The sequence below is a fragment of the Pseudomonas sp. GM74 genome, assembly GCF_000282455.1.
Classification (GTDB): Bacteria; Pseudomonadota; Gammaproteobacteria; order Pseudomonadales; family Pseudomonadaceae; genus Aquipseudomonas.
Genome location: NZ_AKJG01000155.1, coordinates 15437 through 40942, shown reverse-complemented (window position 1 = coordinate 40942; position 25506 = coordinate 15437). Strand labels below are relative to the sequence as shown.

The 25506-nt window shown below is 60.5% G+C and carries 21 protein-coding genes; 7 read left to right on the top strand and 14 right to left on the bottom strand.

Features of this window, described 5'->3' with window-relative positions:
- Positions 1 to 284: 284 nt before the first annotated feature.
- Positions 285 to 1823, top strand: a complete 1539-nt coding sequence (gene glpD, locus PMI34_RS03075; protein ID WP_008053511.1) for a glycerol-3-phosphate dehydrogenase — start codon at positions 285 to 287, stop codon at positions 1821 to 1823.
- 67 nt (positions 1824 to 1890) lie between these two features.
- Here glpD and PMI34_RS03080 read toward each other — a convergent pair whose 3' ends face one another.
- The 3 genes from PMI34_RS03080 to PMI34_RS03090 form a co-directional block, all read right to left on the bottom strand.
- A complete protein-coding gene (locus tag PMI34_RS03080) occupies positions 1891 to 2997 on the bottom strand; it encodes an NADH:flavin oxidoreductase/NADH oxidase (RefSeq protein WP_008053510.1) in 1107 nt (368 codons plus the stop codon).
- A gap of 275 nt (positions 2998 to 3272) precedes the next feature.
- Positions 3273 to 4982, bottom strand: coding sequence for a single-stranded-DNA-specific exonuclease RecJ (gene recJ, locus PMI34_RS03085; RefSeq protein ID WP_008053509.1), 1710 nt, complete (start codon positions 4980 to 4982; stop codon positions 3273 to 3275).
- Between the two features lie 66 nt (positions 4983 to 5048).
- Positions 5049 to 5591 carry a YaeQ family protein gene (locus tag PMI34_RS03090; protein WP_007971297.1) on the bottom strand — a complete coding sequence of 181 codons (543 nt, stop codon included), beginning with the start codon at positions 5589 to 5591 and terminating at the stop codon, positions 5049 to 5051.
- Between the two features lie 148 nt (positions 5592 to 5739).
- Between PMI34_RS03090 and PMI34_RS03095 the strand changes: the two genes are divergently transcribed.
- Together PMI34_RS03095 and PMI34_RS03100 are read left to right on the top strand one after the other, a co-directional pair.
- Complete coding sequence (locus tag PMI34_RS03095) at positions 5740 to 6939, top strand: CaiB/BaiF CoA transferase family protein (RefSeq protein WP_008053508.1); 1200 nt, start codon at positions 5740 to 5742, stop codon at positions 6937 to 6939.
- Positions 6893 to 7861, top strand: coding sequence for a TIGR02285 family protein (locus PMI34_RS03100; protein WP_008053507.1), 969 nt, complete (start codon positions 6893 to 6895; stop codon positions 7859 to 7861). Before PMI34_RS03095 ends, PMI34_RS03100 begins: the two co-directional genes overlap by 47 nt.
- Positions 7862 to 8030: 169 nt before the next feature.
- Here the strand turns inward: PMI34_RS03100 and PMI34_RS03105 are convergent, their stop codons facing one another.
- From PMI34_RS03105 to ffh, 11 genes are all read right to left on the bottom strand, one after another.
- On the bottom strand, positions 8031 to 8318 hold the full coding sequence (locus PMI34_RS03105) for a DUF3509 domain-containing protein (RefSeq protein ID WP_008053506.1): 288 nt from the start codon (positions 8316 to 8318) through the stop codon (positions 8031 to 8033).
- Positions 8319 to 8479: 161 nt separating this feature from the next.
- The gene (locus tag PMI34_RS03110) at positions 8480 to 9835 is read right to left on the bottom strand and encodes a transporter substrate-binding domain-containing protein (protein WP_008053505.1); all 1356 of its coding nucleotides are present in this window, start codon (positions 9833 to 9835) and stop codon (positions 8480 to 8482) included.
- 119 nt (positions 9836 to 9954) lie between these two features.
- Positions 9955 to 11364, bottom strand: coding sequence for a threonine synthase (thrC, locus tag PMI34_RS03115; RefSeq protein ID WP_008053504.1), 1410 nt, complete (start codon positions 11362 to 11364; stop codon positions 9955 to 9957).
- Between the two features lie 111 nt (positions 11365 to 11475).
- Positions 11476 to 12780: a homoserine dehydrogenase gene (locus PMI34_RS03120; protein ID WP_008053502.1), complete on the bottom strand. Its 1305-nt coding sequence runs from the start codon at positions 12778 to 12780 to the stop codon at positions 11476 to 11478.
- Between the two features lie 132 nt (positions 12781 to 12912).
- Entirely contained in the window at positions 12913 to 13644 is a 732-nt protein-coding gene (gene dsbC / locus PMI34_RS03125; RefSeq protein ID WP_008053501.1) for a bifunctional protein-disulfide isomerase/oxidoreductase DsbC, read from the bottom strand.
- A gap of 305 nt (positions 13645 to 13949) precedes the next feature.
- Entirely contained in the window at positions 13950 to 14846 is an 897-nt protein-coding gene (gene xerD, locus PMI34_RS03130) for a site-specific tyrosine recombinase XerD (RefSeq protein ID WP_008053500.1), read from the bottom strand.
- A gap of 99 nt (positions 14847 to 14945) precedes the next feature.
- A complete protein-coding gene (rplS, locus tag PMI34_RS03135; RefSeq protein ID WP_003175895.1) occupies positions 14946 to 15296 on the bottom strand; it encodes a 50S ribosomal protein L19 in 351 nt (116 codons plus the stop codon).
- 45 nt (positions 15297 to 15341) lie between these two features.
- Entirely contained in the window at positions 15342 to 16094 is a 753-nt protein-coding gene (gene trmD, locus PMI34_RS03140) for a tRNA (guanosine(37)-N1)-methyltransferase TrmD (protein WP_007897583.1), read from the bottom strand.
- A 2-nt stretch (positions 16095 to 16096) separates the two neighbouring features.
- The gene (gene rimM, locus PMI34_RS03145) at positions 16097 to 16633 is read right to left on the bottom strand and encodes a ribosome maturation factor RimM (protein WP_008053499.1); all 537 of its coding nucleotides are present in this window, start codon (positions 16631 to 16633) and stop codon (positions 16097 to 16099) included.
- 5 nt (positions 16634 to 16638) lie between these two features.
- Complete coding sequence (gene rpsP / locus PMI34_RS03150; RefSeq protein WP_007972721.1) at positions 16639 to 16890, bottom strand: 30S ribosomal protein S16; 252 nt, start codon at positions 16888 to 16890, stop codon at positions 16639 to 16641.
- 250 nt (positions 16891 to 17140) lie between these two features.
- Positions 17141 to 18517 (bottom strand): signal recognition particle protein, encoded by a 1377-nt coding sequence (ffh, locus tag PMI34_RS03155; RefSeq protein WP_008053498.1) that lies wholly within the window; start codon positions 18515 to 18517, stop codon positions 17141 to 17143.
- A gap of 210 nt (positions 18518 to 18727) precedes the next feature.
- Here ffh and PMI34_RS03160 point away from each other — a divergent pair, with 210 nt between their 5' ends.
- The 4 genes from PMI34_RS03160 (at position 18728) to PMI34_RS03175 (ending at position 25449) form a co-directional block, all read left to right on the top strand.
- Positions 18728 to 19540, top strand: a complete 813-nt coding sequence (locus PMI34_RS03160) for a cytochrome C assembly family protein (protein ID WP_008053497.1) — start codon at positions 18728 to 18730, stop codon at positions 19538 to 19540.
- Positions 19541 to 19552: 12 nt separating this feature from the next.
- On the top strand, positions 19553 to 20785 hold the full coding sequence (locus tag PMI34_RS03165) for a transporter associated domain-containing protein (protein ID WP_008053495.1): 1233 nt from the start codon (positions 19553 to 19555) through the stop codon (positions 20783 to 20785).
- A gap of 261 nt (positions 20786 to 21046) precedes the next feature.
- Complete coding sequence (locus PMI34_RS03170; protein WP_008053493.1) at positions 21047 to 22363, top strand: MFS transporter; 1317 nt, start codon at positions 21047 to 21049, stop codon at positions 22361 to 22363.
- 239 nt (positions 22364 to 22602) lie between these two features.
- Positions 22603 to 25449 (top strand): valine--tRNA ligase, encoded by a 2847-nt coding sequence (locus PMI34_RS03175; protein WP_008053492.1) that lies wholly within the window; start codon positions 22603 to 22605, stop codon positions 25447 to 25449.
- Positions 25450 to 25506: the final 57 nt, after the last annotated feature.

Genomic DNA, 25506 nt, shown 5'->3' with positions numbered 1-25506 from the left:
CTCCAGTGCCTACACTGGCGCTATCGCGGGCAAGCCCGCTCCCACAGGCCCGTGTGATCCTTGTGGGAGCGGGCTTGCCCGCGAAGACGATCGCACATACAGCATCCCTCTTGCGCCATAACGCGCATCAAAATGTTCGTAAATTTTCCTTTAACGGCCCTTCGATGAGTATTTTCAATCGAAGCTGACTGGCTGCGGGCGTCTTTATGGGCTAGTATTTTCGCAAATGAACATTAATGTTCGAATTCAAATACAGAACATCAAAGAATTCCGAGGCCGTGCCGATGCCCACTTCCACCTTGCCTACGCCCCCTCTCGCCGAGGTTTACGATATCGCCGTCATCGGTGGAGGGATCAATGGCGTGGGGATCGCAGCGGACGCCGCCGGCCGTGGTCTCTCGGTGTTCCTTTGTGAAAAGGATGACCTGGCCAGCCATACCTCGTCGGCCAGCAGCAAGCTGATTCACGGTGGCCTGCGCTACCTCGAACATTACGAATTCCGCCTGGTGCGTGAAGCCCTGGCCGAACGCGAAGTGCTGTTGGCCAAGGCTCCGCACATCGTCAAGCAAATGCGTTTCGTGTTGCCGCACCGCCCGCACCTGCGCCCGGCGTGGATGATTCGCGCCGGCCTGTTCCTCTATGACAACCTGGGCAAGCGCGAGCAATTGCAAGGTTCGAAAAGCCTGAAGTTCGGCCACGACAGCGCGCTCAAAAGCGAAATCACCAAGGGCTTCGAATACTCCGATTGCTGGGTCGACGACGCACGCCTGGTGGTGCTGAACGCCATGGCCGCCCGGGAAAAAGGCGCCCACGTTCACACCCAGACCCGCTGCGTCAGTGCACGCCGCGCCAAGGGCTTGTGGCACCTGCACCTGGAACGCGCCGATGGCAGCCTGTTTTCGATCCGCGCCAAGGCATTGGTCAATGCGGCCGGGCCATGGGTCGCCAGGTTCATTCGCGATGACTTGAAGATGGAATCGCCATACGGCATCCGCCTGATCCAGGGCAGCCACCTGATCGTGCCGAAACTGTACGAAGGCGAACACGCGCACATCCTGCAAAACGAAGATCAGCGCATCGTGTTCACCATTCCGTACCTGAATCATTTCACCCTGATCGGCACCACCGACCGCGAGTACACCGGCGATCCGGCTGCCGTTGCAATTACCGATGGCGAAACCGATTACCTGTTGAACGTGGTCAACGCTCATTTCAAAAAGCAAATCGGCCGCGACGACATCCTGCACAGCTATTCCGGTGTGCGCCCGCTGTGCAACGACGAATCCGACAACCCGTCGGCCGTGACCCGCGATTACACCCTGGCGCTGTCTGGCACTGGCGAAGAGGCTCCGTTGCTGTCGGTGTTCGGCGGCAAGCTCACCACCTATCGCAAACTGGCCGAGTCGGCGCTGGCGCAACTGGCACCCTACTTCAAGCACATCCAGCCGAGCTGGACCGCCAGCGCCACGCTGCCGGGCGGTGAAGACATGACCACCCCGCAAGCCCTGAGCTCGCGCATTCGCGACAAATTCGACTGGGTACCGAGCGAGATCGCTCGCCGCTGGGCTACCACCTACGGCAGCCGCACCTGGCGCATGCTCGAAGACGTGCAAGACCTCAGCGATATGGGCGAGCACATCGGCGGCGGTCTCTACACCCGCGAAGTCGACTATCTGTGCAGCGAAGAATGGGCCACCAGCGCCCACGACATCCTCTGGCGTCGCAGCAAGCTCGGCTTGTTCACCACGGTGACCGAGCAGGAAAAGCTCAAGGATTACCTGAGCAAGGTCGAACAGAACCGCAGCAAGATCGAAGCCGCCTGATCGGTCACCTGTATAAACAAAAGCCCCTGGATCTCACGATTCAGGGGCTTTTTCGTATCGATGAATTTCAGTCGCGCAAATCCGATTCATGAATGGGCTGCTCACGGTGGGTCGCCCGCTGATACTGCGCCGGCCACACGGCCTTGTGCCCGCCCAGGTCGTCGTCGGCGTGCAGCGCCCAATACGGATCGCGCAACAACTCACGAGCGAGGAAGATGATGTCCGCCTGACAGGTGCGCAGGATGTGCTCGGCCTGGGCCGGCTCGGTGATCATGCCGACTGTGCCGGTGGCCATGCCCGACTCCTTACGCACCCGCTCGGCGAAGCGGGTCTGGTAACCCGGCCCTGTGGGAATCTCCGCATTCACCGCCGTCCCGCCCGACGAGACGTCGATCAGGTCGACTCCCAGGGCTTTGAGGCGGCGCGCCAGCTCCACGGTTTCATCGGGGTTCCAGCCGTCTTCTACCCAGTCGGTGGCCGACACCCTGACAAACACCGGCAACTCCTCAGGCCACACCGCACGTACCGCTTCGGTGACCTGCAGCACCAGCCGAATGCGATTTTCGAACGAACCACCATATTGATCGCGACGCTGATTGCTCAACGGCGACAGGAACTGATGCAGCAGATAGCCATGGGCGGCATGCACTTCGACCACCTTGAAACCGGCCGTCAGCGAGCGCTTTGCCGCATCGACAAAGGCCTGGATCACCTTGGCGATCTCGCCGTCATCGAGTTGCCTGGGTTGGGTGTGTTGGGGATCGAATGCAATCGGTGAAGGTCCGACCGGCACCCAGCCGCCCTCATCCGGCTTGACGCTGCCATGTTTGCCGAGCCACGGCCGGTAGGTGCTGGCCTTGCGCCCGGCATGGGCCAGCTGAATGCCGGCAACGGCGCCCTGGGCGGTGATGAAGCGGGTGATGCGTTGCAGGGGTTCAATCTGTCCGTCATTCCACAGACCGAGGTCCTCGGCCGTGATACGCCCGTCGGCGGTGACCGCCGTGGCTTCGGTAAACACCAGCCCGGCCCCGCCGACGGCGCGGCTGCCGAGGTGGACAAGGTGCCAGTCATTGGCCAGGCCATCGGCACTGGAGTACTGGCACATCGGCGATACCGCGATGCGGTTGGGCAGGGTCAATTGGCGAAGGGTAAAGGGTTCAAGCAGCAGACTCATGGGGCACCTCTCGAATCAGTGGGCAGGCTCCAGGTTCTGTTTGAATAGTCGACGAGTGACAGGAAAAAGGTACAACACCCGCCCCCGCGGGCAAAAAATTCGACAAGACGTCACAAGGCCAAAATCAAGCAGTGTTTAGAGCCTAGTCGACATCGGGGGATGTTGCCCCTTGCAGGAGCGAGCTCGCTCGCGATGGAAGACAGGACACCGCGGGGTATCAGGTCCCCAGCGCCATCGTTCACGTCCATCGCGAGCAAGCTCGCTCCTACAGGGGGTCAACGCGGTTCGATGTGGGCAATCATCAGTTGAACCGTCTCGTTGCCGCGAAACTCGTTGAGGTCAAGCTTGTAGGCCAGTTCCACCCACTTGATGGTCGGATTCGGCCAGATGTCGCGGTCGATCCCGAAGGCAATGCCATCGAGTTTCACCGAACCACATTCACTTTTGAGCACGACTTTAAGGTGCCGCTCGCCAACGACGCGCTGCTCGACCAGCTGGAACACCCCGTGAAACAAGGGTTCCGGGAAGTGCTGTCCCCAAGGACCGGCATGCCGCAGGGCACGGGCCAGTTCCAGATGGAACTCTTCCACCGCCAGGCTACCGTCCGACAACAGGCGGCCAGTCAGGTCTTCTTCGCGCAGTTGCCGGCGCACTTCAGCGTCAAAGGCTTCGGCGAACAAGGGGAAATTCGCTTCCGGCAGCGTCAGGCCGGCCGCCATCGCGTGGCCACCGTACTTGGTGATCAGATTCGGATGCTGCGCCGCCACCACACTCAAGGCATCGCGGATGTGAAAGCCCTGGACCGAACGCCCCGAGCCCTTGAGCAGGCCATCCCCGGCATCGGCAAAGGCAATGGTCGGGCGGAAATAGCGCTCTTTCATCCGTGACGCGAGGATACCGATGACGCCCTGATGCCACTCGGGATCGAACAGGCACAAGCCGAATGGCATTGACTCCACCGGCAGATCCTTGAGCTGCGCCAGTGCTTCGCGCTGCATGCCCTGCTCGATGGATTTGCGATCCTGGTTCATGCCGTCCAGCTGAACAGCCATCTCACGGGCCAGACCTGCGTCTTCGGTCAGCAGGCATTCGATGCCCAGGCTCATGTCATCCAGACGCCCTGCAGCGTTCAGGCGCGGGCCGACAATGAAGCCCAGATCGGTGGAGGTGATGCGCGCATGATCGCGCTTGGCCACTTCGAGGATCGCCTTGATCCCCGGCCGGGCACGTCCGGCGCGAATCCGTTCCAGGCCCTGATGCACCAGAATCCGGTTGTTGGCATCCAGCGGCACCACGTCGGCCACGCTGCCCAGAGCCACCAGATCGAGCAGTTCGCCGATATTCGGCTGAGGCTTGCTTGTGTACCAACCCAGCTCGCGCAACCGCGCACGCAGGGCCATCAGCACATAAAAAATCACCCCGACACCGGCCAACGCCTTGCTCGGAAACTCGCAACCGGGCTGGTTCGGGTTGACGATGGCATCGGCCAAAGGCAGCTCGTCACCGGGCAAGTGGTGGTCGGTGACGAGCACCTTGAGCCCGGCCTTTTTCGCCGCTGCCACGCCTTCGACGCTGGAGATGCCGTTGTCGACGGTGATCAGCAAATGCGGCTGACGCTCGAGCGCCACCGCGACGATTTCCGGTGTCAGGCCGTAGCCGTAGTCGAATCGGTTGGGCACCAGGTAATCGACATGTGCTGCACCCAGCAAACGCAGGCCCAGCGTGCCGACAGTGCTGGCCGTCGCGCCGTCGGCATCGAAGTCGCCGACGATCAGGATACGCTGGCGCTGTTCGAGCGCAGTCACCAGCAGATCCACGGCGGCATCGATGCCCTTGAGTTGCTGGAACGGAATCAACCGCGCCAGGCTCTTGTCCAGTTCCGCCTCGGACTGCACGCCACGAGCCGCGTACAGGCGGGTCAACAGCGGTGGAATATCACCGAGGAATGGCAGGGTGTCGGGCAGCAGGCGAGGTTCGATGCGCATGGGGTGAAAGATGCTTCTCTTCAATACGTAGGATAAAACCGGGTGACGCGGGGCAGCGGCAAAAAATCAGCCGCGCTCACCGGCCAGCCACTGCAACTGGACTTCGTGCTGACCACGGTCGTCGGTGACGAAGATCGTCCCTTCGCTGATCATCACGTCCCACTTGATGACGCGAGGCATGTCCTTGGCCAGGGTCTCCAGGACTTCCTGAGGCACGGCAGCGATGTTGACGTTCTTCAGGTTCTTCACCGCCGGCACCACTTTGCCTTCCCACACGCGCAGGCTGCCGTAGGCCAGCAGGCTGGTGCGCTCAGTGCGGCGCGAGCACCAGGTCAGGCGCTCGGCGTCCGGCTGGCCGACTTCGATCCAGTGCAGGACGCGGTCATCCAGGCTTTTTTCCCACAAGGCAGGTTCATCCACTTCCGACAGACCACGACCAAAAGACAGCTGCTCGTTGTACCAGAGAGCGTAAGCCAGCAGGCGCACGGTCATGCGCTCTTCGGTTTCCGAAGGGTGACGGGCAATGGTCTGCTTCACGCTCTCATAGACGCTGCGGTCGAGGTCGGTGAGGTTCAGTTCAAACTTGTAGGTCGTGGACGGCTGGGCCATGAACGGGCTTCTTGATACGAGGAAAGGCGGCAAGTCTAACCGATGCGACGGGCAATCCACGAATTGAACACAATCAAGCTGGAGCGTCTGACAGTCGGCTATGTTAAAACCCTGTATCCGCCCAACCTTTGCCCCTACAGGATCCAGCATGCCGTTCACCGCCAAACCGCTTTCCGGTCTGAAAGTCATCGAATTGGGCACCTTGATTGCCGGCCCGTTTGCCTCGCGCATCTGCGCAGAATTTGGCGCCGACGTGATCAAGATCGAATCTCCGGACGGCGGTGATCCATTGCGCAAATGGCGCAAGTTGTATGAAGGCACTTCGTTGTGGTGGTTCGTCCAGGCCCGCAACAAAAAATCCCTGACCCTCAACCTCAAGCACCCCGACGGTCAGGCGATCCTGAAACAGCTGCTGGGAGAGGCAGACATCCTGATCGAAAACTTTCGCCCCGGCGTCCTGGAAAAACTCGGCCTGGGCTGGGACGTCCTGCACGCCCTGAACCCGAAACTGGTCATGGTACGGCTGTCGGGTTTCGGCCAGACCGGCCCGATGAAAGACCAGCCCGGCTTTGGCGCGGTCGGTGAGTCCATGGGGGGCCTGCGCTACATCACCGGCTTCGAAGACCGGCCACCGGTGCGCACCGGCATTTCCATCGGCGACTCGATTGCCGCCCTCTGGGGCGTAATTGGCGCGTTGATGGCCCTGCGTCATCGCGAAGTCAACGGCGGCCAGGGCCAAGTGGTGGACGTGGCGCTGTATGAAGCCATCTTCGCGATGATGGAAAGCATGGTCCCGGAGTTCGACGTGTTCGGCTTCATCCGCGAACGCACGGGCAATATCATGCCGGGCATCACCCCGTCCTCGATCCACACCAGCGCCGATGGCAAGCACGTGCAGATCGGCGCCAATGGCGACGCGATTTTCAAACGTTTCATGCTGATCATTGGCCGGGAAGACCTGGCCAACGACCCCCTGCTTGCCGGCAACGATGGCCGCGATGCCCGACGCGACGAGATTTATGGCGTCATCGATCGCTGGGTCAATTCGTTGCCACTGGACAAGGTGCTGGCGCAGCTCAATCAGGCCGAGGTGCCGGCCAGCCGGATCTTCAGCGCCGAAGACATGTTCAATGACCCACAGTACCTGGCGCGGGAAATGTTCCTGCAAGCCAAGCTGCCGGACGGCAAAGACTTCAAGATGCCGGGCATTGTGCCGAAACTCTCAGAGACACCCGGGGAATGTGAATGGGTTGGGCCACAACTGGGTGAGCACAACGCACAGGTACTCCAGGAACTTGGCTATGACGCGACGCAGATCGCACAGTTGCGCAAAGACGGAGCCATCTGAACTGAGGGGCCTGCCTGCATGGGCCATTGGACACGGCCCGCCACGCGGTGGGTGGCTGCTGTGCGTGCTGGCGATTTCACTCCTGCTCCTTGAACCGGCCCCCTCAGCCCTGGCGCAAACCAGGGAAACCCTGATCTGGCTCAAACGCGACCTGCCGCCGCTGACGATCTTCGACGGCCCGAAAAAGGGCCAGGGCGTTATCGATCAACTGCTTCCACTGCTGATTGCCCGCATGCCGCAATACCAGCACAGCGTGATGAGGGTCAATCGCGCCCGTGGATTGCAAATGCTCCACGAGCCGTCCCTCGTCTGCGACGCGGCGCTGAACTGGAGCAAGGAACGGGAACAGTGGATCGCCTTTTCCATCCCGGTCTTCCGCGCCATGAGCAATGGCCTGGCCGTGCGGCGTGTCGACCAGAAAGTGCTGGCGCCCTTTATCAAGGACGGCGAAGTGGACCTGGCAGCGCTGCTCGCCAGCGGCAGTGAAAAACTGGGGATCATTGCCGAGCGCAATTATGGCGAATACCTCGACGGACTGCTCAAGCAAGCGCCAGCCGACGCGCTGACCGCTCATTACGGCAATGATGCCTTGGGCAGCCTGCTGCAGATGCAGCGCCTGGGACGCTTGCGCCTGCTGCTGGGTTATCGCCCGGAAATTCGCTACCAGGCCTCGCTGCAAGGCATTGCCGAGGATGAGTTGCAGTTCTATCCGATCCGTGGCACAGGCAAATACCTGTCCGGTTACATCGGCTGCACCGACACGCCCAAGGGTCGGCAGGCCATTGCCGAGATCAACCAGGTGCTACGCACCCTTCCCCGCGAACGCCTTGACGAGGCCTACGCCGCCTGGCTGGATCCGCAAAGCCGCAGCGATTACCTGAAAGACACCAAGGCGTTTTTCGACAATCTGGCGCAACCCTGACAAATCCCGGGCAAAAGAAACCCCGAGAAGTGGGGAGACGACTCGGGGTTAAACGTGGTCTGCCTGGAGACCAGTAGCAGCAAGCTACAAGCACCGGAGCACAATGCTTGATCCTGCTGTTACAAAGTCTGACTGACCTGGGCGCGGGAAGGTTCCCACAAAAATCCGTTTAATTGCGGTTGGCCAGCAGCCTGTCCTGCGCCGCATTACGCAATGCCGCTATGACACAAGGCTCAAGGCGTCCTTCAGCGATCAGCACGTCGCGATGCAAACCGTCGACCACATCCGTCAGCAGGCGTTTGTCATTCAACTGGGCCTGATTGAACTCGCGCTCGACCACGGTCACGCCAATAGCATTCTTCAGGGTCACCCGGCATTCGCCACGAATGCCCGAGGGGGTCAACGTAACCTGATACGGGCTCAGCGCCTCACCGAGCAACAGACTGATACTTTCCATCCCGATCACCACTCAATAGTCTGAAAACAACGTGCCTGGGGCATGCCTACAACAAATGACCGCTGGCCCGAGAAGAAAGTTCTGGATACTGACCGCAGGCGAACCTGCAACCCAGTCAAGTGAGCATGCACGGCGAACATGACAGAGAAAAAACGCCACCATCACGTCTGTCGGGTGCGCCGGGCGATGTCGGCCCAGCCCCCCAACAATCCTCGTAGCTGGCCATCGGCCGTATAAAACGGCACTGTCCACTGGTAGATATCCCTGACACCGTCCTTGAACATCAATTGACGCTCGAAAAAGCGCGTCCTGCGCGTATTCAATTGCACCATGTACTCGGCATGCAGCAGTTCCGCGGTTTGCCTGGGCATGGCGTCGACCTCGATCAACTGCCGCCCCTGCATCCGGTCAAAACGCATCGACAAGGCGTCCTCATAACTTTTGTTGCACATGATCAAGCGCCCTTGCAGATCACGGACAAACATCGGGTCAGGCATGGCATCCATCAGGGCATGCTGGAAGGCGAGCTGATCGCGCAGGCTGCTTTGGGCCTCGCCCCGTTGCCTGACCACCACCGCCAATCGCCGATTCCAGAGCAGGGACAACAGGCCGAACAGGCTGACCACCAACACGCCCCAGCAAACCCACTGGTCGATCCGCTGCCAGAGGCCAGGTGCCTGTGGCACGGTAGCGCCGCCGAACCACTTCAGGCGAAGGTCGCGCAATTCCTGCTCAGGAAACGCCTCTAGCGCCTTGTTGAGGATGCTCAGCAACTGCGGCTGGCCTTTGCGCACCGCCAGATAATCCGCGTCCCATTTGCCCGGCACCACGGCGCCGATCTGCAGCCGGCCCGACGGAATAAGCTGGGCGCCGATTTCGCTTTCGATGGTGGCGTAGGCTTCGCCGCTTTCCACCCAGGCACGGGCTTCGGCGTAGGTTTTAACCGAGCGCAATTCGATGGACGGATAATTGCGACGGACCATCGCTTCCAGTGCATGCCGGGTCGGCAGCACCAGTACCCGCTTCGCCATATCCTCCAGCGACTGTACCGGAGGTGCCCCGGCCCGCCCGACAAAAACCCATCCGGCACCGCCGTACGCATGGCTGAAATCCAGAAACGCCTTGCGTTCGTCATTCATCGCCAGGGTCGTACTCAAATCCGCGGTGCCACTTTCCAGATGGGCCAGCATCTGATCTGTGGAAAAAGACTCCTGGTAAACGAACCGCAACCCCGTCATGTCACTGATGCGCTTGAGCAGATCACTGTTCAAGCCCGTCCATTGGCCATGTTCATCCTTGAACAGGTACAACGGGTATTCCAGTGCCGTGACCACGACCCGTGGATGGCTCTCCATCCATTGCAACTCCAGGTCATCCAGCACGACCATTGAACGCGCGACAGACTTCCCGGGGGCCGGAATCGATGCAGGGTTCGCCCCTCCCCATTCGGCGATTCCCAGCATGCCGAATAAAAACAGCCAGCACGCAACCGGCTTGAACACACTTGTAAACAGCATTCCCACGTCCTTGGTGATCCATTCGCCTGTCCTTTCGCGGCGATAACACGACAAGTGTGCATGCAGAAATGAAAAAGCCCGTCAGGAGACGGGCTTCAAAATGTAACAGCGCTGACCGCTTAGAGCGGCTTGCCGCGGTTGCCATGCTTGCTGACAAAGGCCTGCACGGCCTTCAGGTCATTTGGCAATACGGTGCAACGTTCGTCTCGCTCAAACAAATCAGAAAGATGTACCGGCAGTTCGAGAGCTTTTCCTACACCGGCTTTTTCCACGGCGTCCGGGAATTTGACCGGGTGGGCGGTACCCAGGATCACCATTGGAATGTCCAGGCTGCGGCGGCATTCCCGCGCAGCTTTCACGCCGATGGCTGTGTGTGGATCCAGCACTTCGCCAGTCTGCTCGTAGACTTCGGCGATGGTTTCGCAGGTTTGCGCGTCATCCACAGCCAGCGAGTCGAACAACTTGCGGGCTTCGGTCCAGCGCTCTTGCTCGACGCTGAAACCGCCACCCTGCCTGAACGAATCCATCAGCCCGGCGATGGCCGCGCCGTTGCGACCGTGCAGGTCGAACAGCAGGCGTTCGAAGTTCGACGACACCATGATGTCCATGGACGGCGACAGCGTGGCGTGCAGGGTTTCCTTGACGTACTGGTTGCCGCTCATGAAGCGGTGCAGGATGTCGTTACGGTTGGTGGCGACGATCAACTGGTTGATCGGCAGGCCCATGTTGCGCGCCAGGTAACCGGCGAAGATGTCGCCGAAGTTGCCGGTCGGCACCGAGAACGACACCGAACGCGCCGGACCACCCAGTTGCAGGGCTGCGTGGAAGTAGTAAACGATCTGGGCCATGATCCGCGCCCAGTTGATCGAGTTCACGGCGACCAGGCGAGTACCCTTGAGGAAGCCCTGGTCGGCGAAGCTCGCCTTGACCATTTCCTGGCAGTCATCGAAGTTGCCTTCGATGGCGATGTTGTGGATGTTCTCACCGAAGATGGTGGTCATCTGCCGACGCTGCACTTCGGACACCCGGTTGTGCGGATGCAGGATGAAGATGTCGACGTTTTCGCAGTGCTTGCAGCCTTCGATGGCGGCCGAGCCGGTGTCACCGGAGGTGGCGCCGACGATCACCACGCGCTCGCCGCGCTTTTCCAGCACGTAGTCGAGCAAACGACCCAGCAGTTGCAGGGCGAAGTCCTTGAACGCCAGGGTCGGGCCGTGGAACAGTTCCAGCACCCATTCGTTGCCGTTCAGCTGACGCAGCGGCGCAACGGCGCTGTGGGCGAACACACCGTAGGTTTCTTCGAGGATCTTTTTGAAATCGGCGTCCGGGATGCTGCCGGTGACGAACGGGCGCATGACGCGGAAGGCCAGCTCGTGATACGGCAGGCCGGCCCAGGAAGCGATTTCTTCCTGGGTGAAACGTGGCAGGTTTTCCGGGACGTACAGACCGCCGTCGGTGGCAAGGCCTGCCAGCAGGACGTCTTCGAAATTCAGGGCCGGTGCCTGGCCGCGGGTACTGATGTAGCGCATAGGGGCAAACCTTCGGTTTGGGCTTCAAGCTTCAAGCTTCAAGCTGCAAGTTCAAAGCACCGGGGCTTTTAGCTTGCAGCTTGCAGCTGACGGCTTGCAGCTGCTTCTCAATTAGTTAAGGTGCTCGACGCGGATTCGTACAACCGGACCGACCACACCCGCCAAGGCTTCCAAAGCAGCGATGGCATCGTTGATGTGCTGTTCCAGCACGCGGTGGGTCAGCAGGATCATCGGCACCAGGCCGTCGTGCTCCTCGGCTTCCTTCTGCATGATCGACTCGATGTTGATGCCCCGCTCCGAGAGGATGCTCGCGACCTGAGCCAACACGCCCGGATGGTCCTTGGCCTGAATACGCAGGTAGTAGGCGCTTTCGCAGGCTTCGATTGGCAGGATCGGGTGAGCCGACAGCGAATCCGGCTGGAACGCCAGGTGCGGTACGCGGTTTTCCGGGTCGGAAGTCATGGCGCGAACCACGTCCACCAGGTCGGCGATCACCGACGAAGCCGTTGGCTCCATGCCGGCGCCAGCGCCGTAGAACAGGGTCGAACCGGCAGCATCGCCGTTGACCATCACCGCGTTCATCACGCCGTTGACGTTGGCGATCAGGCGATCGGCCGGGATCAGCGTCGGGTGCACGCGCAGTTCGATACCGGCCGCGGTGCTGCGCGCCACGCCCAGGTGCTTGATGCGGTAGCCCAGCGCTTCGGCGTAGTTCACGTCGGCGGTGGTCAGCTTGGTGATGCCCTCGGTGTAGGCCTTGTCGAACTGCAACGGAATACCGAACGCGATGGACGCCAGGATCGTCAGCTTGTGAGCGGCATCGATACCCTCGACGTCGAAGGTCGGATCGGCTTCGGCGTAACCCAGGGCCTGGGCTTCGGCCAATACGTCTTCGAAGGTGCGACCCTTCTCGCGCATTTCCGTCAGGATGAAGTTGCCGGTGCCGTTGATGATGCCGGCCACCCAGTTGATGCGGTTGGCGGACAGGCCTTCGCGGATCGCCTTGATCACCGGAATGCCACCGGCCACCGCCGCTTCGAACGCAACGATCACGCCCTTCTCGCGGGCCTTGGCGAAAATTTCATTACCGTGAACGGCGATAAGCGCCTTGTTCGCGGTGACCACATGCTTGCCATTCTCGATGGCCTTGAGTACCAGCTCGCGGGCAACGGTGTAGCCGCCCATCAGCTCTATAACGATGTCGATCTCAGGGTTCGTGGCCACTTCGAAGACATCGTTGGTAATCGCAATACCGGTCGTTTGGAACTGAGGCTTTGGCGTGCGAATGGCAATTTGTGCCACTTCGATCCCACGCCCGGCACGACGAGCAATTTCCTCGGCGTTGCGCTGAAGTACGTTGAAGGTACCGCCACCGACGGTTCCTAACCCACAGATGCCTACTTTGACCGGTTTCACTGTGAACTCCCCATAAAACGGCCGACTCGAGGCCGGCCGTGAAAACAACCGCATACTCGCGGTTCTCTATTGATGGCCCGGCGATGTCGCTGCCGGAGCATGATCGTCAAGGCTTGCCGTAACGATGCGAATTTACTTCGCGCCCAGCGCCAGTTTGGCGACTTGTGGCGCAGGCTGGTAGCCCGGAATGACCTGACCGTCGGCCAAAACGATGGCCGGTGTGCCGTTCACGCCGATCGACTGGCCGAGCGCGAACTGTTTGGAAACCGGGTTATCGCACTTGGCGGCCTTGATTTCCTTGCCGTCGACCATTTTGTCCATGGCCGCTTTCTTGTCTTTCGAGCACCACACCGCCTGCAGTTGCTCGTCACCCGGCGAGCCCAGGCCCTGGCGCGGGAACGCGACGTAACGCACTTCGATGCCGCGCTTGTTCAGCTCAGGCACTTCGGCATGCAGCTTGTGGCAATACGGGCAGGTGGTATCGGTAAATACGGTGATGTGCGACTTGGTTTCGCCAATGGCCGGGTAGACCACTGTTTCGGCAACCGGAATGGCGTTGATCAGCTTGGAAATGCCCAGGCGCTCGGTCTTCTCGGTCAGGTTGACCGGCTTGCCATCCTTGAGATCGAACAGGTAGCCCTGGACCACGTACTGGCCGTCGGCGCTGGCGTAGAGCACACGGCTGCCCTTGAGCTTGACTTCGTACAGGCCCGGCAACGGGCTGGCGGTGATGGTCTCTACCGGCACTTCGAGCTGGAGGTTTTCCAGGCTTTTACGAATGGCTTTGTCGGCCGCGTCATCGGCGACGGCAAAGGTACTGACCAACGCAATGGCTGCGGCGGCGAAAATCTGGGTCAGACGCATGAGAACTCCTGAAGGCGAACATATGGGACGATCAGAACGCCCGTGCCGAAACACCGGGTCATAACCGCCCATCGTGCAAACCGGCCCAGCCTATCACATAAGGCCCCCGGGGCCGAATGCGCCTGATGCACGACATTTCGCTCACGTTGCACGACGCATTCATGTAGCAGCTGGCGAAGCCTGCGTTCGGCTGCGCAGCAGTCGCCAGCCCTCAGCTCGCGGTTTGACTGAAATACCGCGGTGTCTGATTTTACGACTGCTTCGCAGCCGGACGCAGGCTTCGCCAGCTGCTACACAGTCCCGTGCTAGCCGCGCGGGTGGTGTTTGGCATGCAGATCCTGCAACCGCGCCCGGGCAACATGGGTGTAGATCTGTGTCGTCGACAAATCGCTGTGTCCCAGCAGCATTTGCACTACCCGCAGGTCTGCACCGTGGTTGAGCAGGTGCGTGGCAAAGGCATGGCGCAAGGTGTGCGGCGACAGCGACTTGCCGATCCCGGCCACCTTGGCCTGGTGCTTGATCCGGTGCCAGAAGGTCTGGCGGGTCATCTGCTCGCCACGCTGGCTCGGAAACAACACATCGCTGGGACGCCCACCAAGCAGTTCGCTACGGGCGTCACGCATGTAGCGCTCGACCCAGACAATCGCCTCCTCGCCCATCGGCACCAGTCGCTCCTTGCTGCCCTTGCCCATCACGCGCAGCACCCCCTGGCGCAGGTTGACCTGCTCCAGGGTCAGGCTGATCAGCTCCGTCACCCGCAGACCACAGGCATAAAGCACTTCGAGCATCGCCCGGTCACGCTGGCCGATGGCTTCACTGAGGTCCGGTGCAGCCAACAGCGCGTCAACGTCTGCTTCCGACAAGGATTTGGGCAGTGGCCTACCCAGTTGCGGCATATCGATGCGCAGGGTCGGATCGACGGCGATCAGCTTTTCCCGCAACAGATAGCGATAGAAGCCACGCACGCCAGAGAGAAACCTTGCCGTTGAACGGGGCTTATAGTTTTGCTCCATGCGCCAGGCCAGGTGGTCGAGGATCAATTCGCGTCCGGCGTTGATCGGCTCCAGGCCTTTTTCCTGCAGCCAGCCATTGAACAGAGCCAGGTCACTGCGATAGGCATCGCGGGTGTTGTCGGAAAGTCCTTTCTCCAACCAGAGGGCGTCGAGGAACTGGTCTATCAAGGGATGATCAATGGCGGGCATAAAGGCTCATGCAAGACCGGCAACACGGTCAACGAAGATAAATCGCAGGCAACAAAAAAGCAGCCCGCAGGCTGCTTTTTTTTGCATCGGAAGCTGGACTTAAGCCAGTTTTTCCTTGATGCGAGCTGCTTTACCCGACAGGTCGCGCAGGTAGTACAGCTTGGCTTTACGTACGTCACCGCGACGCTTGACAGCCATGCTGTCGATTTGCGGGGAGTAGGTCTGGAAAGTACGCTCTACGCCAACACCGTTGGAGATTTTACGAACGGTGAATGCACTGTTTACGCCGCGGTTACGCTTGGCGATAACAACACCTTCGAACGCTTGCAGACGCGAACGGTCGCCTTCCTTCACTTTCACCTGAACGACAATGGTGTCGCCCGGGGCAAAGGTAGGGATCTCTTTGGTCATCTGCTCTGCTTCGAGTGCAAGGATGATTTTGTTAGTCATGCTGTGCTCCTAAGGTAAATCGTCGGATCTACCATCGATACGTTGTTAACTATCGTCCCGCTCGCGGATGTATTCCTCGAGCAGCTTCTTCTCTTCTCCAGAAAGCGAGCGGCTTTCCAGAAGATCGGCGCGTCGTTCAAAGGTCCGACCAAGGGACTGCTGTAAACGCCAACGCCGGATGTGCGCGTGATTGCCACTTAGCAATACGTCGGGAACACGCTGATCCGCATACACCTCCGGTCGGGTGTAGTGCGGGCAATCCAGCAAACCATCCGTAAAGGAATCTTCCTCGGCGGAGTCCGCATGCCCTAAAGCTCCAGGCAGCAGTCGTGTAACCGCATCGATCAGGACCATCGCCGGCAGCTCGCCGCCAGACAGTACATAGTCGCCAATCGACCACTCTTCATCGACATGAGCATCAATAAAACGCTCGTCAATGCCTTCATAGCGGCCGGCAATCAGGATCAATGCATCCAGATTCGCCAACTCGCGTACCGCCGACTGAGTCAGTTGACGGCCTTGGGGGGACAGGTAAATTACCTTCGCCGCCTCCCCGGCTGCTGCCTTGGCCTGAACCAGAGCATCTTCCAGGGGCTTGATCTTCATCACCATGCCCGGACCACCGCCAAACGGGCGATCGTCCACAGTGTGATGTCGATCCGTCGTGTAGTCTCGCGGATTCCAACAGGTGAGCTGCAAGAGCCCCTGTTTCACCGCCCGACTGGTGATGCCGTACTCACTGATGGCGGAAAACATCTCGGGAAACAGACTGATCACTTCTACGCGCAAGTTAGCCACGCTTAGAAATCCGCGTCCCAATCCACCTTCATCTCGCCCGCGGCCAGGTCGACGGCCAACACGCATTGCTCCGTATAGGGCAACAGGCGTTCGCGATCATCCAGGCTGCCAGCGCAAGGCTTGACCACCATGACATCGTTCGAGCCGGTCTCCAGCAGGTGATCGATTTTCCCGAACAGCTGTCCGAGGGTGTCGATGACCTTGAGACCTTCCAGCTGGTACCAGTAGTACTCGCCGTCGGTGAGTTCAGGGAACAGGTTGCGCGGCACGCAGATCTCATAACCGGCCAGAAGACGAGCTTCTTCGCGATCATCGAGACCCTTGAGCTTTGCGACCAGGAACTTGTCGTTCCCGCGTCCGCTGACCAGCTCTACCTGCTTTACATTACCGTCACGCTTGAGCGTCCAGGTTTTGTAGTCCAGCAGGTTTTTAATCGGATCAGTAAAGGAGTACACCTTCACTTCGCCGCGAACGCCGTGAACAGAATAAATCTTGCCGATAACGATCAAATCATCAGCAATGGCTGGCGTCGCGTTCATATTGCTCAGGCCGCAGCCTTAGCAGATTCCTTCAACAACTGAGCAACGCGCTCAGAAGGTTGTGCACCAACGCTCAGCCAGTAGGCTACGCGCTCTTGGTTCACGGACAGACGAACTTCCTGACCACGGGCAACAGGGTTGAAGTAGCCAACCTGTTCCTTGTGCGAACCGTCGCGCGGGTTGCGGCTGTCGGTTACGGTCAAGTGGTAAAACGGGCGCTTTTTGGAGCCGCCAAGGGCAAGACGGATTGTTAGCATGTGAACATCGTTCCTGTAGTCGGTGCTGCAAATCTAAATGCACAGCGGGCATGGGTGCCCGAAAGGCCGCATATTCTAAGGAATATCCGGACTTTTGCAAATGACTTTTTCCGGCGCCTATCGGCCGCCATGCAGATTTGCTATAGAGCCGTCGTTGAAAACGGCCGGTCAGCTCCCGCCAAATGCGGGTTTGCTGGAGATCCCGCTTCCTTGCGGGGTCTGCGCCGGTGCGATGACCGGCGCGGATTCTTTAGAGCTTTGGCATGCCGCCGCCGGGCAACATACCGCCCATGCCGCGCATCATCTTGGCCATTCCGCCTTTCGCGGAGAACTTCTTCATCATCTTCTGCATCTGCTTGTGCTGCTTGATCAAGCGGCCGATGTCCTGCACCTGGGTGCCGGAACCCATGGCGATCCGGCGCTTGCGCGAACCGCTGATCATCTCAGGGTCGCGGCGCTCGGCCGGGGTCATGGAGTTGATGATGGCTTCCATCTGCTTGAATTGCTTTTCTGCCGCGCCCTGGGCGTTGCCCATCTGCGCCAGGTTCACGCCACCCATGTTCGGCAGCTTGTCCATGAGCCCGCCGAGGCCGCCCATGTTCTTCATCTGTTGCAGCTGATCGCGGAAGTCTTCGAGGTCGAAGCCCTTGCCCTTTTTCAGCTTCTTGGCCAGTTTATCGGCCTTGTCCTTGTCGAGGGTCGCTTCCGCCTGCTCGATCAGGCTGAGCACGTCGCCCATGCCGAGGATGCGCGAGGCGATACGCTCAGGATGGAACGGATCGAGCGCTTCGCTCTTCTCGCCCATACCGATGAACTTGATCGGCTTGCCGGTAATGGCGCGCACCGACAGCGCGGCACCGCCACGGGCGTCGCCATCGACCTTGGTCAGGATCACGCCGGTCAGCGGCAATGCATCGCCGAAGGCCTTGGCCGTGTTGGCGGCGTCCTGGCCGGTCATGGCGTCGACCACGAACAGGGTTTCGACCGGGTTGATCGCAGCGTGCAGGGCCTTGATCTCGCCCATCATCTCTTCATCGATGTGCAGGCGACCGGCGGTATCGACAATGACCACGTCGATGAATTTGAGTTTCGCTTCCTTAATAGCCGCTTGCGCGATCTCGACCGGCTTCTGGCTCAGGTCGGACGGGAAGAAGGTAACGCCGACCTCACCGGCGAGCATTTCCAGCTGTTTGATCGCCGCTGGACGATAAACGTCGGCAGACACGACCATGACGGTCTTCTTCTTGCGCTCTTTAAGGAAGCGCGCGAGCTTGCCGGCGGTGGTGGTTTTACCCGCGCCCTGCAAACCGGCCATGAGGATGACCGCTGGCGGCACGGCGCTCAGGTTCAAATCTTCGTTGGCCGCGCCCATCAGGCTTTCGAGTTCGGCCTGGACGATCTTCACGAAGGCCTGGCCCGGCGTCAGGCTGCGCGACACCTCGGTGCCTACGGCGCGCTCCTTGACCGAATTGACGAAGTCCTTGACCACCGGCAGGGCGACGTCGGCTTCGAGCAATGCCATGCGCACTTCACGCAGGGTGTCTTTGATGTTGTCTTCAGTCAGCTTGGCCTTGCCGGTGACATGGCGCAGCGTCTGCGAGAGACGGTCGGTTAAGTTTTCAAACATTGCGCGATCCTTTCAGGCCCTGTGTAGACCGGGATAATGGCGGCCCGGACCGGACTAAACGTGTGCTCGGCGAGCCTGCGGCGTGGGCAGGTCGCGGATTATAGCGAAGACTGTGGCCGGCGGACACCTCGCTGTCGGGTTGCGCGGTCTTTCGTGCGGCGGGGGTTCTATGCCAAACTCAGCGACTTTCGGGCTTGCCTAACAGGATTTATGCTCCCCTTGTCACCCAGCTTGCTAACTACCCTCGCCGCCGCCTGCTTATACGCCGCTGCGACCATTTACCAGGGCACTCGCCTGGCGTCCGGCGCCAAGGTCAACAAACGCCTGCTGGTCATGCTCGGCGTGCTCGCCGTATTGGCCCACAGCGTCAGCCTGCTCACCCACCTGCTGACCCCGACCGGCCTGGCCCTGGACTTCTTCAGTGCCGCCAGCCTGATTGCCGTGGCGGTCATCGCACTGACCCTGCTGGCCTGCTCGCGGATTCCGGTGGAGAACCTGCTGGTCCTGCTGTTCCCGCTTGGGGCCCTGACCGTGATGCTGGCGCATTTTGCCCCCGCCGGCACGGTACAGGTCATCGATGAGGAGCCGGGCATCCTCGCCCACATCCTGCTTTCGATTCTGGCCTACGGCATGTTCACCATCGCGGTGTTCCAGTCCTTGCTGCTGCTGATTCAAGACCACCAGCTCAAGCACAAGCACCCATCCGGGCTGATCAAGAACTTCCCGCCGCTGCAAACCATGGAAAGCCTGCTGTTCGGGTTCCTCTGGGCCGGCTGGACGCTGTTGTCGCTGTCGCTGATTTCCGGCTGGCTGTTCGTCGAGAACCTGTTCGCCCAGCATCTGGTGCACAAAACCCTGCTGGCCTGCCTGGCCTGGGTCGTTTTCAGCGTACTGCTGTGGGGACGCAATCGCCTCGGCTGGCGCGGGCACAAAGCCATTCGCTGGACCCTGGCCGGTTTTTGCCTGCTGATGCTGGCGTATTTCGGCAGCAAGCTGGTTCGTGAATACATCCTGCATATCTGACGGGCGGCATTAATGGACGACTTGCCCATAGGGCCGATGCTCGCGGTACTGACCCTGCTGGTTTTATGGTCGGGGCTGTTTACCGCCATCGAAGCGGCGCACCAGCATTTGCTGGCCCAGCGCACCGCAACGCGTTCCAGCGACAAACCGGTGGCGAAACTCAGCTTCCCCCTGGCCAGCCTGATTTTTTGCAACACCCTGTGCCGTGCACTGGTGGTGGTCATCAGCACCTTGCTGGCCATTTTCACCTGGGCCGAAAACGGCCCGTGGGTCGCCTGCCTCGGGGCGGGCGCCATGTTGCTGGTGTTTTCCGACTACTTGCCACGCACCCTCGCCGCACGCTATCCGGATGCAATCCTGGCCCAGGGCAACAACCTGCTGCGGTTGCCGCTGAAAATCATCTATCCCGCGGCATGGCTGCTCAATAGCATCAGTCAGTTGCTGACGCGGCCACTCGCCCGTAAAGCCAAAGTGGTGCAACAGAGTGAGGACGAAACGCTGACGGAGCGGCATGAGCCCTCCGAAACCGTAAACCGCCCTCACCCGCTGCCGGGCATCCACGCACTGGACAACATCACCGTCAATGACATCCTGGTACCGCGCAGCGACGTGGACGGTATCAATCTCGATGACTCCATCGAGGAAATCATCGAACAATTGCGCCACAACAGGCGCACGCGCCTGCCGGTGTTCCACAGTGATATCAACCAGGTCGAAGCCGTCCTCAACACCCGGCACGTCCTTCACCTGCTGCCCGATGCGAGCCTGACCAGGGAAGCGTTGCTGGCGGCCAGCCACGAGCCGTACTTCGTGCCGGAAAGCACCCCATTGCAACTGCAACTGCTCAACTTCCACAAGCAGCAGCGGCGCCTGGGCATGGTGGTCGACGAATACGGCGAAGTGCTGGGCATCGTCACCCTGGAAGACATTCTCGAAGAAATCGTCGGCGAGTTCGAAAGCCAGCAGAGCCTGGACAATCCGCACATTCATCCGCAAGCCGACGGACGCCTGGTGATCGATGGCGCCGCGTCCATTCGCGAGCTGAACAAGAGCCTCGGCTGGCATCTGCCCAGCGATGGCCCGAAAACCCTGAACGGCCTGGTGACCGAGGCCCTGGAGACTATTCCCGATAGTGCGGTGTGCCTGAAAATCGGCCGATATCGCCTGGAAATTCTCGAGACCGAGGACAACCGTGTCACGCGGGTGCTGATCTGGCAGACCAGCTCGATGCCTGTGGTTATCTAAAACCCGACACAAATCCCCATGGCCACTCAAGCCACTTGTTCGATAGTTAGCCACCTTCCTATAATCGAAGCGCTTACCCAAGCCTCGCCGGCCCCGTGCTTACCCCGCACTTCGCAGCTTCCGGCCTGTCCGCCCGCAAAGCCCGCAACAAACCGACGACTGTTCCTACCTTGAACAGCGACCGTGCCTCCACCCACATCCCTGGGTTCTCGACCATAATAATCCGCTCCACTGGAGCACATGACTGTCAGGGATAACCGCATGACGACCAGCACGACTTACAGCAACTCCACACCTGCGCAACCGACGAACTCCGCCACCCGGGTGGCCACCGCGAGCTTCATTGGTACCGCCATCGAGTTCTACGACTTCTACGTCTATGCCACCGCCGCCGCGCTGGTGATCGGTCCGGTGTTCTTTCCGCAGACATCCGGCACTGCCCAGATGCTGTCGGCGTTTCTCACGTTCGGCATCGCCTTCCTTGCACGCCCCTTGGGTTCGGCCCTTTTCGGTCACTTCGGCGACCGTATCGGCCGCAAGTCGACTCTGGTCGCCTCGCTGCTGCTGATGGGCGTATGCACCACGTTGATCGGCGTGCTGCCGGGTTACGACAGCATTGGCGCCTGGGCACCGATCCTGCTTTGCGTCCTGCGCTTCGGCCAGGGCCTTGGGTTGGGCGGTGAATGGGGTGGCGCGGCATTGCTGGCCACGGAGAACGCGCCGAAAGGCAAGCGCGCGTGGTTCGGCATGTTCCCGCAGCTGGGCCCATCCATTGGCTTCCTGGCGGCCAACGGCCTGTTCCTGACCCTGGCCGTGGTGCTGGACGATGAACAGTTTCGCTCATGGGGCTGGCGTATTCCGTTCCTGCTCAGCGCCGCATTGGTGATGGTCGGCCTGTATGTGCGTCTCAAGCTGCATGAAACCCCGGTGTTCGCCAACGCAATGGCGCGCCAGGAACGGGTGAAGATCCCGCTGTTCGAGCTGTTCGGCCAATACTGGGTGCCAGTCTTGCTGGGCGCCGGCGCGATGGTCGTGTGCTACGCGCTGTTTTACATCTCCACCGTGTTTTCCCTGAGCTACGGCGTGACAACGCTCGGCTACAGCCGCGAAACCTTCCTCGGTCTGCTGTGCTTCGCGGTGCTGTTCATGGCTGCCGCCACCCCGCTGTCGGCCTGGGCCAGCGACCGTTACGGGCGCAAACCGGTGCTGATCATCGGCGGCGTGCTGGCGATCCTGTCCGGCTTCCTCATGGAGCCGCTGCTGACCCAAGGCTCGACCTGGGGCGTGGCGTTGTTCCTGTGCATCGAACTGTTTCTGATGGGCGTGACGTTTGCGCCGATGGGTGCGCTGTTGCCGGAGCTGTTCCCCACCCACGTGCGCTACACCGGCGCCTCGGCGGCCTACAACCTGGGCGGTATCGTCGGCGCCTCTGCAGCGCCGTTTTTCGCCCAGAAACTGGTGGCGATGGGCGGGTTGAGTTACGTCGGCGGTTATGTGTCCGGGGCTGCGGTGCTGAGTTTGATTGCGGTGCTGTGCCTGAAGGAAACGCGGCATAACGATTTGAATCAGGTCGCCTGACAGATCGCTTTCGCGGGCAAGCCCGCTCCCACAGGATCAGTGTCGATCACAAAATAGTGGTTCGACAAAAAGTCCTGTGGGAGCGGGCTTGCCCGCGAAGGGGCCATAACTGACGCAATAGCCACCAAACAATCACAACTTTCCCCCCACCCATTGTCACCTCGCTATACGCGCATCGGCTCATCCCCGCTATACTTCCCGGCTTTTCCTGAATAAATGCCAATAGGGTCCCGCCGCGCATGGATAAGACCTACCAGCCGCACGCCATTGAAACTTCCTGGTACAACACCTGGGAGTCAGAGAATTACTTCGCCCCGCAAGGCGCGGGCGAGTCCTACACCATCATGATCCCGCCGCCGAACGTCACCGGCAGCCTGCACATGGGTCACGGCTTCAACAACGCGATCATGGACGCCCTGATCCGTTTCCGCCGCATGCAGGGTCGCAACACCCTGTGGCAGCCGGGCACCGACCACGCCGGTATCGCCACGCAGATGCTGGTCGAGCGTCAGCTCGAAGCCAAGGGCCAGAGCCGCCATGACCTGGGCCGCGAGAAATTCCTTGAGAAAGTCTGGGAGTGGAAGGACGAGTCCGGTGGCAACATCAGCCGTCAGATCCGTCGCCTCGGTTCGTCCGTAGATTGGAGCCGCGAGCGCTTCACCATGGACGACGGTCTCTCGGAAGCCGTTAAAGAAGCTTTCGTACGCCTGCACGAAGACGGCCTGATCTACCGCGGCAAGCGCCTGGTCAACTGGGACACCAAGCTGCACACGGCGATTTCCGACCTCGAAGTGGAGAACCACGACGAGAAAGGTTTCCTGTGGAACCTGAAGTACCCGCTGGCCGACGGCGCCAAGACCGCTGAAGGCAACGATTTCCTGATCGTCGCGACCACTCGCCCGGAAACCATGCTCGGCGACTCCGCCGTGGCCGTTAACCCGAACGATGAACGCTACAAAGCCCTGATCGGCAAATTTGTCGAGCTGCCACTGGTTGGCCGCCGCATCCCGATCGTCGCCGACGATTACTGCGACCCTGAATTCGGCACCGGCTGCGTGAAAATCACCCCGGCCCACGACTTCAACGACTACGAAGTCGGCAAGCGCCACAACCTGCCGCTGCTGAACATCTTCGACAAGAACGCAGCAGTCCTGCCGGCTTGCCAGGTGTTCAACCTCGACGGCACGCTGAACGAAACCATCGACGGCAAGATCCCGGCCGAATACGCCGGTCTCGACCGCTTCGAAGCGCGCAAGCGGATCGTGGCCGCGTTCGACGCTGCCGGCCTGTTGGTCAGCGTTGACGATCACGCCCTGAAAGTGCCGAAAGGCGACCGCTCCGGCACCGTCATCGAGCCTTGGCTGACCGACCAGTGGTACGTGTCCACCAAGCCATTGGCCGAGCCTGCGATTGCCGCCGTTGAAGACGGCCGCATCCAGTTCGTGCCGAAACAGTACGAAAACATGTACTTCTCGTGGATGCGCGACATCCAGGACTGGTGCATCAGCCGTCAACTGTGGTGGGGCCACCGGATTCCGGCCTGGTACGACGAGTCGGGCAAGGTCTACGTCGGTCGCGACGAAGCCGAAGTGCGTGCCAGGCACAACATTGGCCAGGACGTCGCGCTGCAACAGGACAACGACGTTCTCGACACTTGGTTCAGCTCGGGCCTGTGGACGTTCTCCACCCTCGGCTGGCCGGAAAAAACCGAGTTCCTGAAGAAATTCCACTCCACCGATGTCCTGGTGACTGGCTTCGACATCATTTTCTTCTGGGTTGCCCGGATGATCATGCTCACCATGCACTTGGTGAAAAACGAAGACGGCACGCCACAGGTTCCGTTCAAGACCGTGTACGTTCACGGCCTGGTGCGTGACGGCCAGGGCCAGAAGATGTCCAAGTCCAAGGGCAACGTCCTGGACCCGCTGGACATCATCGACGGCATCGAGCTCGAAGCCCTGGTGCAGAAACGCACCTCCGGCATGATGCAGCCGAAACTGGCGAAGAAGATCGAGAAGCAGACCCGCGACGAGTTCGCCGAAGGCATCGCCAGCTACGGCACCGACGCCCTGCGCTTCACCTTCTGCTCGCTGGCGTCCACCGGTCGCGACATCAAGTTCGACATGGGCCGCGTCGAAGGCTATCGCAACTTCTGCAACAAGATCTGGAACGCGGCGCGCTACGTGCTGGACAAGGGCGAAGACTGCGGCCAGAACGGCGAAGCCTATGAACTGTCCCTGGCCGATCGCTGGATCATTTCGCAGCTGCAACGCACCGAAGCCGAAGTGACCCGCCAACTCGACCAGTTCCGTTTCGACCTGGCCGCGCAAGCCCTGTACGAGTTCATCTGGAACCAGTATTGCGACTGGTACCTGGAACTGTCCAAGCCTGTGCTGTGGGACGAAAACGCACCGGTCGAACGCCAGCGCGGCACCCGTCGCACCCTGGTGCGCGTACTGGAAGTGGCCCTGCGCCTGGCGCACCCGTTCATGCCGTTCATCACCGAAGAAATCTGGCAGCGCATCGCGCCGCTGGCGGGCATCGAAGGCAAGACGATCATGCTGCAACCTTGGCCGGTGGCCAACGAAACACGCATCGATCAGGCGGCCGAAGACGACATCGAATGGCTCAAGGGCCTGATGCTCGGCACCCGTAACATCCGTGGCGAAATGAACATCGGCCCGGGCAAACCGCTGCCGCTGTTCCTGAAGAACGTCAGCGCCGAAGATCAGCGTCGCCTGACCGAGAACGAAGCCCTGCTGAAGAAGCTGGCGCGCCTCGAATCGATCACCGTGCTGGCTGCTGGCGAAGAAGCACCGCTGTCCGCCACCGCGCTGGTCGGCGAGATGGAAGTGCTGGTGCCAATGGCCGGGTTGATCGACAAGGGTGCAGAACTGGCGCGCCTGGACAAGGAAATCCAGCGTCTGCAAGGTGAAGTGCAACGTGTCGGCGGCAAGCTGTCCAACGCCGGTTTCGTTGACAAGGCCCCAGCCGAAGTCATCGAGAAAGAACGCGCCAAACTGGCCGAGGCCGAACAGGCCCTGGGCAAGCTGGCCGAGCAGCATGCGCGAATTGCCAGCCTGTAACGGCAGATCGCAATGAAAAAGGGAGGCCCAAGTGGCCTCCCTTTTTTGTGCCTGCCA